At 60.0% G+C, this 13,373-nt stretch carries 11 protein-coding genes; all 11 read right to left on the bottom strand.

Annotated elements, in window-relative coordinates; translation table 11 throughout:
• Complete coding sequence (locus DXA43_RS04845) at positions 1–837, bottom strand: phosphate ABC transporter substrate-binding protein (protein ID WP_055251678.1); 837 nt, start codon at positions 835–837, stop codon at positions 1–3.
• The gene (locus DXA43_RS04840) at positions 834–1,634 is read right to left on the bottom strand and encodes a polyphenol oxidase family protein (RefSeq protein WP_117806422.1); all 801 of its coding nucleotides are present in this window, start codon (positions 1,632–1,634) and stop codon (positions 834–836) included. The genes DXA43_RS04845 and DXA43_RS04840 overlap by 4 nt, the downstream gene beginning before the upstream one ends.
• A gap of 210 nt (positions 1,635–1,844) precedes the next feature.
• Positions 1,845–2,999, bottom strand: a complete 1,155-nt coding sequence (ftsZ, locus tag DXA43_RS04835; RefSeq protein WP_055251674.1) for a cell division protein FtsZ — start codon at positions 2,997–2,999, stop codon at positions 1,845–1,847.
• A 199-nt stretch (positions 3,000–3,198) separates the two neighbouring features.
• Positions 3,199–3,987, bottom strand: coding sequence for a cell division protein FtsQ/DivIB (locus tag DXA43_RS04830; RefSeq protein WP_226812441.1), 789 nt, complete (start codon positions 3,985–3,987; stop codon positions 3,199–3,201).
• Positions 3,988–4,411: 424 nt separating this feature from the next.
• On the bottom strand, positions 4,412–5,323 hold the full coding sequence (gene murB / locus DXA43_RS04825; RefSeq protein ID WP_117640323.1) for a UDP-N-acetylmuramate dehydrogenase: 912 nt from the start codon (positions 5,321–5,323) through the stop codon (positions 4,412–4,414).
• Positions 5,324–5,328: 5 nt separating this feature from the next.
• Positions 5,329–6,747, bottom strand: a complete 1,419-nt coding sequence (gene murC / locus DXA43_RS04820) for a UDP-N-acetylmuramate--L-alanine ligase (RefSeq protein WP_117636008.1) — start codon at positions 6,745–6,747, stop codon at positions 5,329–5,331.
• A gap of 97 nt (positions 6,748–6,844) precedes the next feature.
• Entirely contained in the window at positions 6,845–7,960 is a 1,116-nt protein-coding gene (gene murG / locus DXA43_RS04815; RefSeq protein ID WP_117806420.1) for an undecaprenyldiphospho-muramoylpentapeptide beta-N-acetylglucosaminyltransferase, read from the bottom strand.
• Positions 7,950–9,443 carry a putative lipid II flippase FtsW gene (gene ftsW, locus DXA43_RS04810; RefSeq protein ID WP_117806419.1) on the bottom strand — a complete coding sequence of 498 codons (1,494 nt, stop codon included), beginning with the start codon at positions 9,441–9,443 and terminating at the stop codon, positions 7,950–7,952. The genes murG and ftsW overlap by 11 nt, the downstream gene beginning before the upstream one ends.
• Positions 9,444–9,479: 36 nt before the next feature.
• Positions 9,480–10,886 carry a UDP-N-acetylmuramoyl-L-alanine--D-glutamate ligase gene (gene murD / locus DXA43_RS04805; protein ID WP_117806418.1) on the bottom strand — a complete coding sequence of 469 codons (1,407 nt, stop codon included), beginning with the start codon at positions 10,884–10,886 and terminating at the stop codon, positions 9,480–9,482.
• Between the two features lie 9 nt (positions 10,887–10,895).
• Complete coding sequence (gene mraY / locus DXA43_RS04800; protein WP_117806417.1) at positions 10,896–11,915, bottom strand: phospho-N-acetylmuramoyl-pentapeptide-transferase; 1,020 nt, start codon at positions 11,913–11,915, stop codon at positions 10,896–10,898.
• A gap of 3 nt (positions 11,916–11,918) precedes the next feature.
• Positions 11,919–13,343, bottom strand: coding sequence for a UDP-N-acetylmuramoyl-tripeptide--D-alanyl-D-alanine ligase (murF, locus tag DXA43_RS04795; protein WP_117806416.1), 1,425 nt, complete (start codon positions 13,341–13,343; stop codon positions 11,919–11,921).
• Positions 13,344–13,373: the final 30 nt, after the last annotated feature.

Below are 13,373 nucleotides of genomic sequence, written 5' to 3'. Positions count from 1 at the left end.
CTACTCACTCCCCTTCTCGTCGTTGGTGACGGGAATAAAGCCCGCCTCGCGAATCTGCTTGTCCATCTTTTCGGACGTCACGTAGTCGATGTAATCCTGCGCCTGCTGCGAAGGCGCACCCTTCACAAAGAAGTAAAGGTCGCGCGAGATGGGATAGCCGCCACTCGCGACCGTCTTCTCGGACGCCTCAACATGATTGACCGAGACGGCCTTGACCGAGGTCTTGGCGTTGAGGCTATCGACGAAGCCCAGCGAAATGTAGCCGATAGCCCCGCGCGAACGAGATACCACGTCGCGCACCTGCCCCGTGCCCGAAAGAACGGCGGAGCGGCGATCGAACGGGGTGCCGTCCATCACGATGGTGCGGAAGGCTTCACGCGTGCCAGACGCCTCATCTCGGTTGATAACCTGAATCCTCAGGTCCTCGCCACCGACTTCTTTCCAGTTGGTGATCTTGCCGGCATAGATATCGCGGAGCTGCTCGGTCGAGAGGTTATCGACCGGGTTATCGTCGTTCACGATGACCGCGATACCGTCGTGGGCAATGACGATGGGAGTCAGGCCCAAATCCTGTTCGTCGGCATTGAGTCCACGGGAGGAGCTGGCAATATCGGCCGTGCCAGCGCTGACGGCTTCGATGCCAGCGGAAGAGCCCAAACCGGAAACGAGCACGTCGATGCCGGTCTCCTCCTTAAAGCCCTCTGCCGCAATCTCGGCGATAGGAAGGCAGGTCGTAGAGCCGGCCACGGTAATGGAAGAGGTAGAAGATCCCGAAGAACAGGCGCACAGCGTAAGCGTAAGCACAGCGGCGCTCAGGACCGATACGATCTTTCTCATAGCATCACGCCGATCGCAGCATGGCGCCCACAGGTGCCGTCCTCGTTACGGTAGGAATAAAAGCGGTCGTTCTGACGCACAGTCGAAAGCTGGGTATCCACGATATTATCCGCGTCCACACCGGCATCTACCAGCGCCTCACAAATGGCAGCGGAAAGATCGAGCATGCGAGAGGCACTCGCATCGATGCAAGAGAACTCGACGGTAAAGCGATCCATGAGTTCCTGGGATACCTCGTATTCGTCAGCCAAGATATGGGGGCCGATATAGGCGGAAACGTCGCTCGCACCGCAGCCGGCAGCATCGCAAAGCGCCTGGCACGCCTTGGCAGAAATACGTGCAATCGTGCCCTTCCAACCGGAGTGCACCACGGCAAATCCGCCGGGGGCCACCAGCACCACGGGAACGCAGTCGGCAAAGCAGAGCAGCACGGGCACGTCATGGGCCGTACAGACGATGGCATCGCAGCCCTCGGCAATCTGCTCGCGAACAGCCTCAAGATCGTCGGCGCCGTTCGAAGTCACCGTAACGATATGGTCACCATGTACCTGATTGGGCACGAGCAGATTATACTCGCACTCAGTGGCGCCCATAGCTTCAAGCGCTCGACGACGATTTTCTTGAACAGCAAAGGGGTCATCGCCTACATGCGAGCCCAGGTTGAGCGAGGAGTACGCATCTTCAGAAACGCCACCGGTGCGCTCGGTAAAGGCAAAGCGGACATCAGATGTCGCGCCCTCCACCAACGTAACTCCATCATGGTCGACACGCGAAACGTTGTCCGCACGTGCTGCCATACTAAAGCCTCCTAATAACACAAGTACCGCGGCGTCGCCGCGCAGTCCGCGTTTATACGGCTGTCATACTTCCTTAAAAGGATACCCGCAGCGGTAGGGACCAAACGTAAAGGGAACGTAAGGAGATTGGAGGCTTTCGTTTACAAACGAGAAACAAAACGGGGTGCATCCAAATGGACACACCCCGTGCAGGTCGTTGAGAAAAACGAACTAGAAGCTACCGCGCTTCAGGAAGTCGGGAAGCTCGAACTGGTCGTTGCCAAAGTTGGGCAGCTCGGTACCACCGACGTTGCGGGTCGGAGCGGCCTGAGCCGGGCTGGCAGCCGGGGCGGTGCGCTGCGGCTCAGCGGAGGCAGCGGCCTTGCTCTGAGACTGCTGAGCAGCAAAGAGCTCATCCTGACGGTTGACGTTGGAGTCGGAGAAGCCCGTAGCGATGACGGTGATACGCACCTGATCGCCCAGGGACTCGTCGACAACGGTACCGAAGATGATGTTGGCCTCGGGGTCGACGGCGTTGGCGACAACGTCGGCGGCGTCGCTGATCTCCTGGATGCCCAGGTCCTTGGAACCGGCGATGGAGAGCAGCACGCGCGTGGCGCCATCGATGGAGCTCTCGAGCAGCGGGCTGGAGATGGCCTGCTGGGCAGCATCGACGGCACGGGTGTCCCCAGAAGAGGTACCGATACCCATCATGGCGGTACCGGCCTGCTTCATGATGGTCTTAACATCGGCGAAGTCCAGGTTGATGATACCGGGGACGGTGATGAGGTCGGTGATGCCCTGGGTGCCCTGGGAAAGGACGCCATCGGCAATCGCGAAGGCCTCGAGCATGGTGGTCTTCTTCTCGGCGATGTCGAGCAGCTTATCGTTAGGGATGACGATCATGGTGTCGACGCAATCGGAGAGGGTCTTGATGCCCTCCTCGGCGCTCTTCTTGCGCTTGCGGCCCTCGAAGGTGAAGGGCTTGGTCACGACGGCGACGGTCAGCGCACCGACCTCGTTCATCGCGATATCGGCAACGATGGGAGCGGCGCCGGTACCGGTGCCACCGCCCTCGCCGCAGGTGATAAACACCATGTCGGCGCCAGCGAGCGCCTCGGCAATGTCGTCGCGGGACTCATCGGCAGCCTTACGGCCAACCTCGGGGTTGGCGCCGGCACCCAGGCCGCGGGTAAGGTCGGTGCCGATGTGCACCTTGATATCGGCATCAGAGATCGCGAGTGCCTGAGCATCGGTGTTGATGGCAACAAACTCGACGCCGCGGATGCCCTCTTCGATCATTCGATTGACCGCGTTGGTACCGCCGCCGCCGACGCCGACCACCTTAATGACGGCAAGGTAGTTGTTGATCTCTGTCTCGTGCATGTCGGTCCTCCGAACAAAGGTTATAGCCATAGCATGGGTCGACCCCTGCGCACATTAACCTTCAGGTTGAAAGTAAATGCAAAGGTAAACCGTATTATGTTTGCACATTATGAACGTATCAGTCAAATAATTGACCGTGAAAACCAAACAAACCAGATAAACGGCGTGGTATGGCCCCTCAACAAAGCATCAACCAGCGCTACGAGGTCGGAGCATTCCTAAATGTGTAGTTGCCCGGAGAGCGCACATTGATATACGTTACGCCCTCTACCTGCGAAAGCAACTTGGTGACTACGCGTTCCTTCTTGGCGATATCGTCCGAATCGCCCAGCGACACCTCAATGCCGTTATTGAGGTTTGCCGAGATGGCTTCGACCGAAGGCGTGGAAATGTCCTTGACTTGTCCCAAGAACTCGCTCGAAAAACCACGCACATAATCCAAGCCGGCCTTAACGGCCTTGGAGCTCACTGCCTGGCCGGAAACCGGAGCGACATCCGCCGAGACATCAGTCAACAACACCGCGCCATAATGCTTAGCGAGCGCCAGCGCGGCATCGATTCCGGTCAAGGTATTTGAACCCTGCCCTGTCGTGATGACGTTGCCCTGGTCGTCCACTTCGACCGACGTCGACAGTGGGGCGATCCAGGTGTCATCATCCCCGATGGCCCAGGCAAGGTCATCGGAGCTGATATAGGCAATTGCGATGACCTTGCGCTCCATCGGCGTAATGATGAGCGTATGCGGGAACTGACGCTGGACATCCACGCCCGAGACCCACGGGTTCTGCTTGAGGTCCTCGGTAATCTGGTCGGGATCGACGTTAAAAAGCGACGTTCCCTCGGGCAAATCGATCAGCTGGATAGCATCGTGCTTCGTCACATGCTCGCTGCCTTGAATCTGAATATCAGTGGCGGTAAACAATCCAGAGTTAATCACCACGATGGCAACGACGACGAGCACAGCCAAGACGGCCAGAACGCCGCCCACGATTTTGCCTTTGCCTGTAACGACAGAAGCGGCATCTGATGTTTTATTTACCATTGCCCCAAGTGAAGATAACGGGTTGAAACCTTTTTTACTCGAAGGCTTCTTGGCGGTAGCCGGCACCGATGTCAGCGAGCGCGGTTTCGATGCGCCCAGCGTGCGACCTGGACGCGCCGCTTTAGTTCCCGTCGAGGGCTTGGGAGCCGCCATGGGACGGGCAGGCTTGGCGCCCATAACAGGCTCTGACGTCATCGAGGGACGCGAGGACTTTTTTGCGGCCGGACGATTACCGAGCTGCGAGCCGACGACCGGACGACTGGTCTGTCGAGCATACCCGACAGACTTAGAGTGCGCGACGGTATTGCGTTGAGGTTTGGCAGGCGCGCCGGAACGCCCTCCGGCGCGGCGGAAGGTGGGTTTCGATGCTCTAGAAGCCGAGGAATTTAACTTCCGGTCTGAGCTCGATGCCATACGCCTCCCTCACCTTTCCGTGCACATGTCTAATAACCGCGGCAACGTCATCGGCCGAGGCAGTTCCGTTATTAACGATAAAATTAGCGTGAACGGGCGAAACTTCCGCGCCGCCAATCGAAAAACCCTTTAATCCACAATCCTCGATAAGCTTGCCCACACTCGCATCGGGCGGGTTACGAAAGACCGACCCGCAGGATGCGCGACCCATGGGCTGCGTACGCTTGCGCCTTGTAAGGTACCGCTCCATGCGCTCGCGAATGTCGGCCTTGGGCGCCGGTTTAAGCTTGAACACGCACTCGAGGATGATCTCATTGCGGGGAAGGCTACATTCGCGGTAGTCCCAAGTGATCTCGGACCCCGCATAATGCTTGATACCGGATGCCGGGTCAAACGTTACGACATCCTCAACCAGCGAGCCAATCCACTCGGTCCGTGTGCCGGCATTCATGGATATCGCACCGCCGACCGAACCAGGAATGCCAACGGCAAACTCAAGGCCCGAGAGGCTACGCGACAGGGCATCGTTGACCAGGCGCGCAAACATCACGCCCGCACCGACCGTCAGCGTACAACCGTCATCGGCAACAACCGTGCGCTGAAACTCACGTCCGAGCGAAATGACGGCACCGCGATAACCGCCATCGGCAACCAGCAGATTGGAGCCCTTGCCGATGATGACCCACGGCACCTGCTCGCGATCGAGCACCGCCACGGCGCGGCGGAGGGCATGATAGCTATGGCACGTCACAAAGAGGTCGGCCTTGCCGCCGATACGATAGCTCGTATGACGCGCAAGGCGCTCGTCCTCGATCACATCCGTGTCGATCATGCCCGAGAGCGCCATGACGGCGTTAAACAGACCCATTAGACTTAAGCGTCTTTCTTGGCAGTCAGATACTCAATGAACTCGGGACCGACGGTCGTAACGTCGCCGGCACCCATGGTGAGCAGCAGGTCGCCCTCGCCCACCATCTGCTCGAGCTCCTGATTGAGCTCAAGACGGCTGGAGCAGTACACGACCTCCTTGCCAGGATGCTTGGCGCGCACGGTATCGGCGAGCATCTTAGAGGTGACACCCGGAATGGGCATCTCGCCAGCCGAGAACACATCAATCAGCAGCAGTTTATCGGCATTGGCAAATGCATCGGCAAAGTCGTCGCACAGGGCCTGCAGGCGCGAATAGCGGTGCGGCTGGAACACGACGTCGACGTGCTTGTAACCCAGCGACGAAGCGGCAGCAAGCGTCGCCTTGATCTCGGTGGGGTGATGGCCGTAATCATCGACCACGGTGATGCCATCGATATCGCCCACGTGGGTAAAGCGACGGCGGACGCCCTCAAAGCTCGAGAGCGCCTTGGCGGCGGCGTCGATGTCAAGGCCCAGGACATGGGCGACGGTGAGCACCGCCGTGGCGTTGAGCATGTTGTGGCGACCGGGATTGCTCTTGATCTCCACAGCGCGCTCAGTGCCGTCCTCAAAGCGAACGATAAAGTCACTCTGGATGCCCTTGACATCCGGGTGCATGCAGACGATGTCGTTGCTCTCGGCAAAGCCGTAGGAAAGCACGTGGCGGCCCGTCGACTTGGCGAGCTCGACCAGATGCGGGTCCTCACCGCAGACGATGACGGTGCCGTCCTCGCCCACCAGGCTCATGAATTTGGCGAAAGTTGCCTCGATCTCCTCGATACCCGAGTAGTGATCGAGGTGGTCGGCCTCGACGTTGGTCACAATGACTACGTTGGGGTTCAGGAACAGGAAGGAGCTGTCGGACTCGTCGGCCTCGGCGACAAAGTAGTCGCCCGAGCCGTTCTTGCCGTTCGTGTCATAGCCCTCGACGATGCCACCGATCAGGAAGCTCGGATCCAGACCCATGCGGTCGAGCATGGTGGCACACATCGAAGACGTGGTGGTCTTGCCATGCGTGCCGGCAACAGCGACGGTGGTGTAGCCGTGGCCCAAAGCAGAGAGCATCTTGGCACGGGGCCACACGGGAATACCAAGCTCGCGAGCGCGCACGAGTTCAGGGTTGGACTCCGGAATAGCGGTGGAGACAACAACCACGTCGGGCTTGACCTCGTCGATCGTGGCGGCCTCATGGCCCACATGCACCTTCACACCAGCGCGGGTAAGCTGGCGGATATAACGTGACGTCTTAAGGTCGGAGCCGGTAACGGCATAACCGCGCTCGTGCAGAACGAGGGCGATGCCGCTCATGCCGGCGCCGCCGATACCGATAAAGTGGGCGCTCTTAAACTCGGGCGCGGAGGTTGCAGTCTGGGAATCAGCCATGTGCTCGTGTACTCCTTGCGTAAACACTGCCTGTAACCCGTTAACTGTACCGCACCTACCGCATCAGCGCGAGGGCGACCGAAGATATCCCGTCTAACTAACGCAAACCCTCTACCGCATCCGCCAGAAGAGCGGCGGCTCTATCCTGAGCCAGACCACGCGCCGCCTGACGCATGGCGTCGCGCGCCGCCGCGTCATCGACCAGGTGCAGCAGCTCATCGGCAAAGGCAGAACCGTCGATATCGGCATCGGCGCAGAGCACGCCGGCCCCGGCGTCGACCAGATAACGAGCATTGGTGGTTTGGTGGTCGGCCGTCGCATGCGGATACGGCACGAGCACCGAGGGCACGGCGAGCGCAGCGATCTCGGCCACGCTCGATGCGCCCGAACGCGAGAGCGCCAAATCGGCAGCAGCCAGCATATCGCCCATGTTGTCGATGTAAGGCTGAACGCGGTAACGCTTCGCTTCCTCGGGCGTCAGCGCCAAAGCGCGCTCGGTCTCCTCAAAGCCGTCGGCACCCGTCGAATGCAACACATAGAGGTTCTTGCGCGAAAGCAGCTCGTTTTTGAGCGAAACCACGCGCTCGTTGAGGTGCTGGGCGCCAAGTGAACCGCCAAAGACGAGCAACAGCGTAGCGTCCTCGGGAACGCTAAGTGCCTTGCGGCCGCGAGCGCGATCGCCCTCGATTACCGAGCGACGTACGGGGTTGCCGGTCATGAGCACATGGTCAGGGTCACCTTCGCGCTCAAAGACCGAGCGCGCTGCCGGCACCGAGATGCACACGCGGGCGGCATGGGAGCTCATCATCTTGTTGGCCAGGCCCGGAACAGAGTTCTGCTCATGCAGCAGATACGGAACGCCCGCGCCCTTGCACCACCCCAGCAGCGGAACCTCGACATATGCACCAAAACCGATGGCGGCATCGGGCTTGCCGACCTTTGAGAAATGACTGGCGAGCGCACGCTTGGCCTTGTTGACACGCCACAGCGAGGTCAACGCCGTCCAAGGACGGGAGCGGTCGAAGCCCGTGACCGTAATGGGCACAAAATCAAACCCAGCCTCGGGGACCAGACGACCCTCGAGCTTGCGCGACTGGCCCACGAACACAACGTGGTGGCCACGGTCACGCAGCTCTTCGGCCAAGGCAAGCGCGGGGTTGATGTGCCCTGCCGTGCCGCCGGCTGCAATAGCAACGGTCATCTTATCGGTCATGGTAGTCCCTTCGTACACGCGGTCCCTGGTCGTCGGTGCGCAGACGCGCCGACGGGTCCGAGTTCAAATCGATTCGATTATATCCGCCGCCCGCGTTGCGAGAGCTGGGGCGCTGCGGACGACCTTGCGGAGCCGTTCGCGGGCGTGGACGAGCTGCCGGCTCGGATGCAGAACCATCCAGAACGGTAAAGCCACTACGCGAAGGTCGTTCACCGCGCACATGGGGCACGCCGGCGGTACTCTCATCCATAACGGCAAAGCTCTCACGGCGGCGGTCATACTCATCGCGGCGGGCGCTCTCGTATGAAACGCGCAGGATCAACCCGGCAAGCATAAGCGACACAATAATCGACGAACCGCCGTAGCTAATAAACGGCAACGGTTTGCCCGTCATGGGAAACACGTTGAGGATGCCCAGCGCGTTAATCAAAAACTGTACCGCGAGAATGACCGCGGAGCCAGACGCCATAAGCGCGCCCCGACGATCGGTCGCCTGCTCGGCAATGCGAAACGCCGAGTAGATCAGCATCGCAAACACCAAGAAGAACAGCACGGTTCCGACAAAACCGACTTCCTCGCCAATGATGGCCAGGATGTAGTCATTGTGCGCCTCGGGCAGATACGAGTACTTCATGGTTGAGTTGCCGATGCCGCGGCCGAACAGACCGCCCGAGGCAAAGGCCATGATGGCAAGCGTGGCCTGATAGCCGTCACCATACTCGTCGGCCCAAGGGTTCAAGGCAACCTGAATACGCACCATACGGTACGGCTCTGCGACAAGCGCAATCACGATCACGAGAATGCCGAAGATTAGCACGCCGATGATAAATCTGGGGTCGAGACCCGCAAACAACGCCATGCACATGAGGGTCAACAGGATGATCAGGACAGTACCGAAATCGGGCTGGATAAAGATCAGAAAGAGCGAAATGCCCAGGTAGATGCCCATCTTGCGAAGGAATTCGTTGATGTTGCCACCGGGCGAAAAGAAGCGATCAAGCATGATGGCCGAATACGCGATGGCAAATGGCTTTAAAAACTCGGAAGGCTGGAACTGGATGCCGGCGATGTTGAGCCAGCGCGTGGCGCCACGGCTGCCGCTACCCACCAAGAACACCAGAAGCAGTAGTCCTATCATGCCGATAAGGAAGATCCTGAGCACGTCTTCCCCAAACCAACTGTCCGGCAAGATGCGCACGATGGCAACCATAGCCAGCACGCCAACTCCGGCAAACGAGGCCTGTCGAAACAGAAAAAACGTCGCCGAGCCATTCTCGTGCAGCGCCTCGACCGAAGACGCCGAGTACACCATCAGCAGGCCAAAGCACACCAAGGTAAACAGGCAGGCCATGAATATCAGACGGGGGCGCATGATACGGGCGGGAACGCCGGCAATATAGCGTTCGCTAAACGTCTGCCCGCCGCGACCGGAACGCGGTGTGCTGCGCCGCGAGGAAGCACGGTCCGAGTCGGGCCTCCTCATACCTTGTCGGGGGCTCTCCTCTCTCACCGGCAACCCCTATTCCATTTGCGATTTCGCCGCAGCGGCAAGCTGCGCCACATAGTCCTTAAACACGCGGCCGCGCTCCTCATAGCCCGAGAACTCATCGAACGAAGAGCAGGCAGGAGAAAGTAAGATCACGTCGCCACGGCTCGACAGCGAACGGGCGACGTCCACGGCGTCGCGTAGGTCATCCGCCTGGGCGATATCCACATCGCCATCGACATCGGCCTCGTCCATAGCGGCGGTGAAGCGCTCGCGTGCATCGCCAAAGCAGACGACCGAGCGTACGTTATCCATAACGACGCGCGCGAAGTCCGTGAGCGGCGTGCCCTTATCGTGGCCGCCGAGCAGCAAGATCACATCGTCATCGGGAAATGCCGTCAGCGCCTTCTCGACCGCATCGGTGTTGGTCGCCTTGGAATCGTTGACGTAGCGCACGCCGTCAATCTCGCCACACGGCTCCACGCGGTGCTCGAGCGGCTGGAACGAGGCCAGACCGCGGCAGACGCCATCGACATCGGCACCGACTGCCAGGGCAGCCGTGGCAGCGCACAGGGCATTGATAACATTGTGATGGCCCGAGATCTTGAGCTCGGATGCAGCGATGAGCGGGGTCTCGACGCCCTTCAGGCGCACGACCATCTTGCCGTCGCGCACAAAGGCGGCATCCTCGCCCTCGGGCTCGTCAAAAGCGACTCTGCAGATGCGACGACCCGGCGTGTAGATGTACTCATCGAACTCGTGAATGCCGGCGTCTTCGACGTCGACAACCGCCAGATCGTCATCGACCATATTGTCAAACAGTTTGACCTTGGCAAGCGCGTAGTTCTTATGGCTCTTATGCCAGCCCAAGTGGTCGGGAGTGATGTTGAGCAGCACCGCCACGCGGGGGTGGAGCTCGGTGGTCGTAGCAATCTGATAGCTCGAGAGCTCAGCCACAAACCACTCGTTGCGGGCTCGGCCGTCAATCTCGTTGACCGGCGGCTCGCCGATGTTGCCGACAGCTACGCTGGCCTCGCCGGCAGCCTTGAGCAGATAATCAGTCAGCGACGTGGTGGTCGTCTTGCCGTTGGTGCCCGTGATGGCAATCCAGTTATCGGGCGACAGGCGATAGGCAAACTCGGGCTCACCCATAATCTGGGCGGCATGCTCGCGCCCGGCCTTAAAGAAGCCCGAGAACTCCGAGATGCCCGGGCACGTCACGCATACGTCATAGGCGCCTTCGACCTGTTCGGTGCCATAGACAAACGACGCACCAGCAGCCTCGAGCGCTCGCGTGGCGTCATTGGGCTCAGAGGTGCCGCCGCCATACACGGTAACGGCACTTACGCGCTCGGGATGTGCCAGCGCCCAGCGGGCGACATCGAGACCGGATTTGCCCTGACCCAAAACGAGCAGGCTAAAGACATCAGCAAGAGGCATGAAAGACCACTATCCCAACTGGAAGAACAAAGCAAGGCCAACGGCACCAAAGGCCGCAGCGATAATCCAAAAACGGATGACGACCTTGGTCTCGGCCCAACCCTTCTTTTCGAAATGATGATGGATGGGCGCCATAAGGAAGACGCGCTTGTGCGTAAAGTGGAAGTAGACAACCTGAATCATGACCGACAGGGTCTCAACGATAAACAGGCCGCCGATGATAAGGGAGACGACCTCGGTGTTGGTCATGATGGACGTGCAGGCAAACGCGGCGCCCAGGGCAAGCGAGCCGGTATCGCCCATAAAGATGCTCGCCGGATAGCAGTTGAACCACAGAAAGCCCAAGCAGGCACCGGCACACGCGGTGCAGAAGATGGACAGGTTCACGTCTCCGTGCAAAAACGCCATGGCAGCCATGGCGAGCATGGCGATCATGGAGGTGCCACCAGCAAGACCGTCAAGGCCATCGGTCAGGTTCACGGCATTAGAAAGACCGGCGATCATCAGCCAGCAAAAGACAATGTAGAGCCACGGGAACGAAAGGCCGCAGATGGTGGTCGAAAGCACGCCAAGGTCGATCGTCAGGCCGCCGGGAAAACGAATCTCGGGGGCGACGCCGCACCAGTTGACGGCAAGCACCGTAAAGGTGACACAGATAATGGTTAGGCCGATCATCTTGGCATGAGGCGTCAGACCGAGCGAGCGCCCATGCGTAACGGAGGTCAGGTCGTCGATCAGACCCAGCACGCCGGTCGCCAGCGTGGCGAGCAGCACGAGCACGAGCTCGGTGGTGAGCTTGCCCATCAGCAGGCAGGTCAGCGAGATCGCGATGAGGATGACAACGCCACCCATGGTGGGCGTTCCCTGCTTAACCAAATGACGCTTGGGGCCGTCGGCACGAACCTGCTGGCCGATACCCTCGACCTTGAGCAGCTTGATCCACCACGGCATGAGCAGCAGCGCAATGGCGGCGGCGATGCCAAGCCCCAAAAAAGCCTGATACGTTGGATACGAGGGATTGCCGAACATGGGCTAGCACACACCTTCCACAAAGCGGTCGAGCTCAACAAAGCGGGAACCCTTGACCAGTACAACATCATGTTTTTCAAGCGCGCCGCCCATGCGGTCGAGCACCTGCTGATAATCGGAGAACACCTGGATGCGGTCCTCGTCCATGCCCATCATGCGCGCGGCATCGGCCATAAGCTGGGCCAGCTCACCACCCACGCACGCCAGCATGTCGAGCTTCTTGGCGGCGGCATAGGCGCCCACGAGCTCATGCATGCGAGGAGCCTCATCGCCCATCTCGCCCATCTCGCCCAGGATCGCCATGCGAGACCCCGTGCACGAAAGCGAGCACAGCAGATCGAGACCGGCTGCCATCGATTCGGCGCTGGCGTTATAGGAGTCATCGATGATGCGTGCACCGCTCTTGGCGCGCTTGATCTCCTGGCGGTGACCGGTGATTGTGAGGCCCCTAAAGGCAGCATCGATCTGCTCGGGCGTCACGCCCAGGCGATAGGCAACCGCGGCGGCCTTAACGGCATTTGGAACGGACTGCACGCCGGGGATAGCAAGCATGGTATCGATTGTCTCGCCCTGACCAAAATCGAGCGTAAAGACCGGACGGCCCTCGTCATCAACACGAACTTCGCGGGCGCGGACCTCATCATCGTCCGAGACGCCGGCCAGCATCACATCGATACCAGCAGGCTGGGCGAACGTATCGCGAATGAACGGCGTAAAGTCGTCCTCACCGCCCAAAACCAGCAGCGGCAAGAAGTCGCCGGCGGCGCACATACCCTGGACAATCTCGGCCTTAGCGCGGGCGATGTTCTCGCGGCTGCCCAAAATGCCGATGTGAGAGGTGCCGATCTTGCTCACGATGGCAAGGTTGGGATTGGCGGACTGGGACAGGCGCTCGATCTCGTGGAAATGGTTCATGCCCATCTCGAGCACCAGGACCTCGGTACCGGCCGGGGCGGAAAGCACCGTGAGCGGCATGCCGATCAGGTTATTGAAATTGCCCTTGGTGGCCCAGACACGATAGCGCTTGGCGAGTACAGCGGCGAGCACGTCCTTGGTCGTCGTCTTGCCGATGGAACCGGTAATGCCAACGACCAGGCAGCCAAGCTCCAGGCGATACGCGTGCGCCAAACGAAGCAGAAACTCCTCGGGATCATCGGTCAGCAGGATGGCGCATCCCTTGTCCTGCGCCAGCGAGACCAACTCGGCATCGGGCTCACGCGTCATCACGACGGCGCCGGCACCCGACTGGACGGCACGGGAAGCAAAATCATTGCCGTCGACGTTTTCACCGGGAAAGGCGACGAAAATCGTCCCTTCCTCGACCTGGCGCGAGTCGATAACGCACCCGCGGCATACCCGATCGACTTCTCCCGTCACGGTTCGGGCCCCTGTTGCGGCCGCGAGGTTGTTGACGGCGATCTCTATCATTGCAGCTCCCCTGTAAACCTAATAATGCTA

Origin of the sequence: Collinsella sp. OF02-10, from assembly GCF_003463445.1 — a bacterium.
Lineage (GTDB): Bacteria > Actinomycetota > Coriobacteriia > Coriobacteriales > Coriobacteriaceae > Collinsella.
The sequence above is the reverse complement of the archived record's forward strand: the minus strand, read 5'-3'. Positions and strand labels throughout refer to the sequence as shown.

Excerpts from the sequence above, each read along its gene's own strand:
- DXA43_RS04845 (WP_055251678.1), bottom strand. The coding sequence starts at position 837 with ATGAGAAAGATCGTATCGGTCCTGAGCGCCGCTGTGCTTACGCTTACG.
- DXA43_RS04840 (WP_117806422.1), bottom strand. The coding sequence starts at position 1,634 with ATGGCAGCACGTGCGGACAACGTTTCGCGTGTCGACCATGATGGAGTT.
- ftsZ (WP_055251674.1), bottom strand. The coding sequence starts at position 2,999 with ATGCACGAGACAGAGATCAACAACTACCTTGCCGTCATTAAGGTGGTC.
- murB (WP_117640323.1), bottom strand. The coding sequence starts at position 5,323 with ATGGGTCTGTTTAACGCCGTCATGGCGCTCTCGGGCATGATCGACACG.
- murC (WP_117636008.1), bottom strand. The coding sequence starts at position 6,747 with ATGGCTGATTCCCAGACTGCAACCTCCGCGCCCGAGTTTAAGAGCGCC.
- murG (WP_117806420.1), bottom strand. The coding sequence starts at position 7,960 with ATGACCGATAAGATGACCGTTGCTATTGCAGCCGGCGGCACGGCAGGG.
- ftsW (WP_117806419.1), bottom strand. The coding sequence starts at position 9,443 with ATGAGGAGGCCCGACTCGGACCGTGCTTCCTCGCGGCGCAGCACACCG.
- murD (WP_117806418.1), bottom strand. The coding sequence starts at position 10,886 with ATGCCTCTTGCTGATGTCTTTAGCCTGCTCGTTTTGGGTCAGGGCAAA.
- mraY (WP_117806417.1), bottom strand. The coding sequence starts at position 11,915 with ATGTTCGGCAATCCCTCGTATCCAACGTATCAGGCTTTTTTGGGGCTT.
- murF (WP_117806416.1), bottom strand. The coding sequence starts at position 13,343 with ATGATAGAGATCGCCGTCAACAACCTCGCGGCCGCAACAGGGGCCCGA.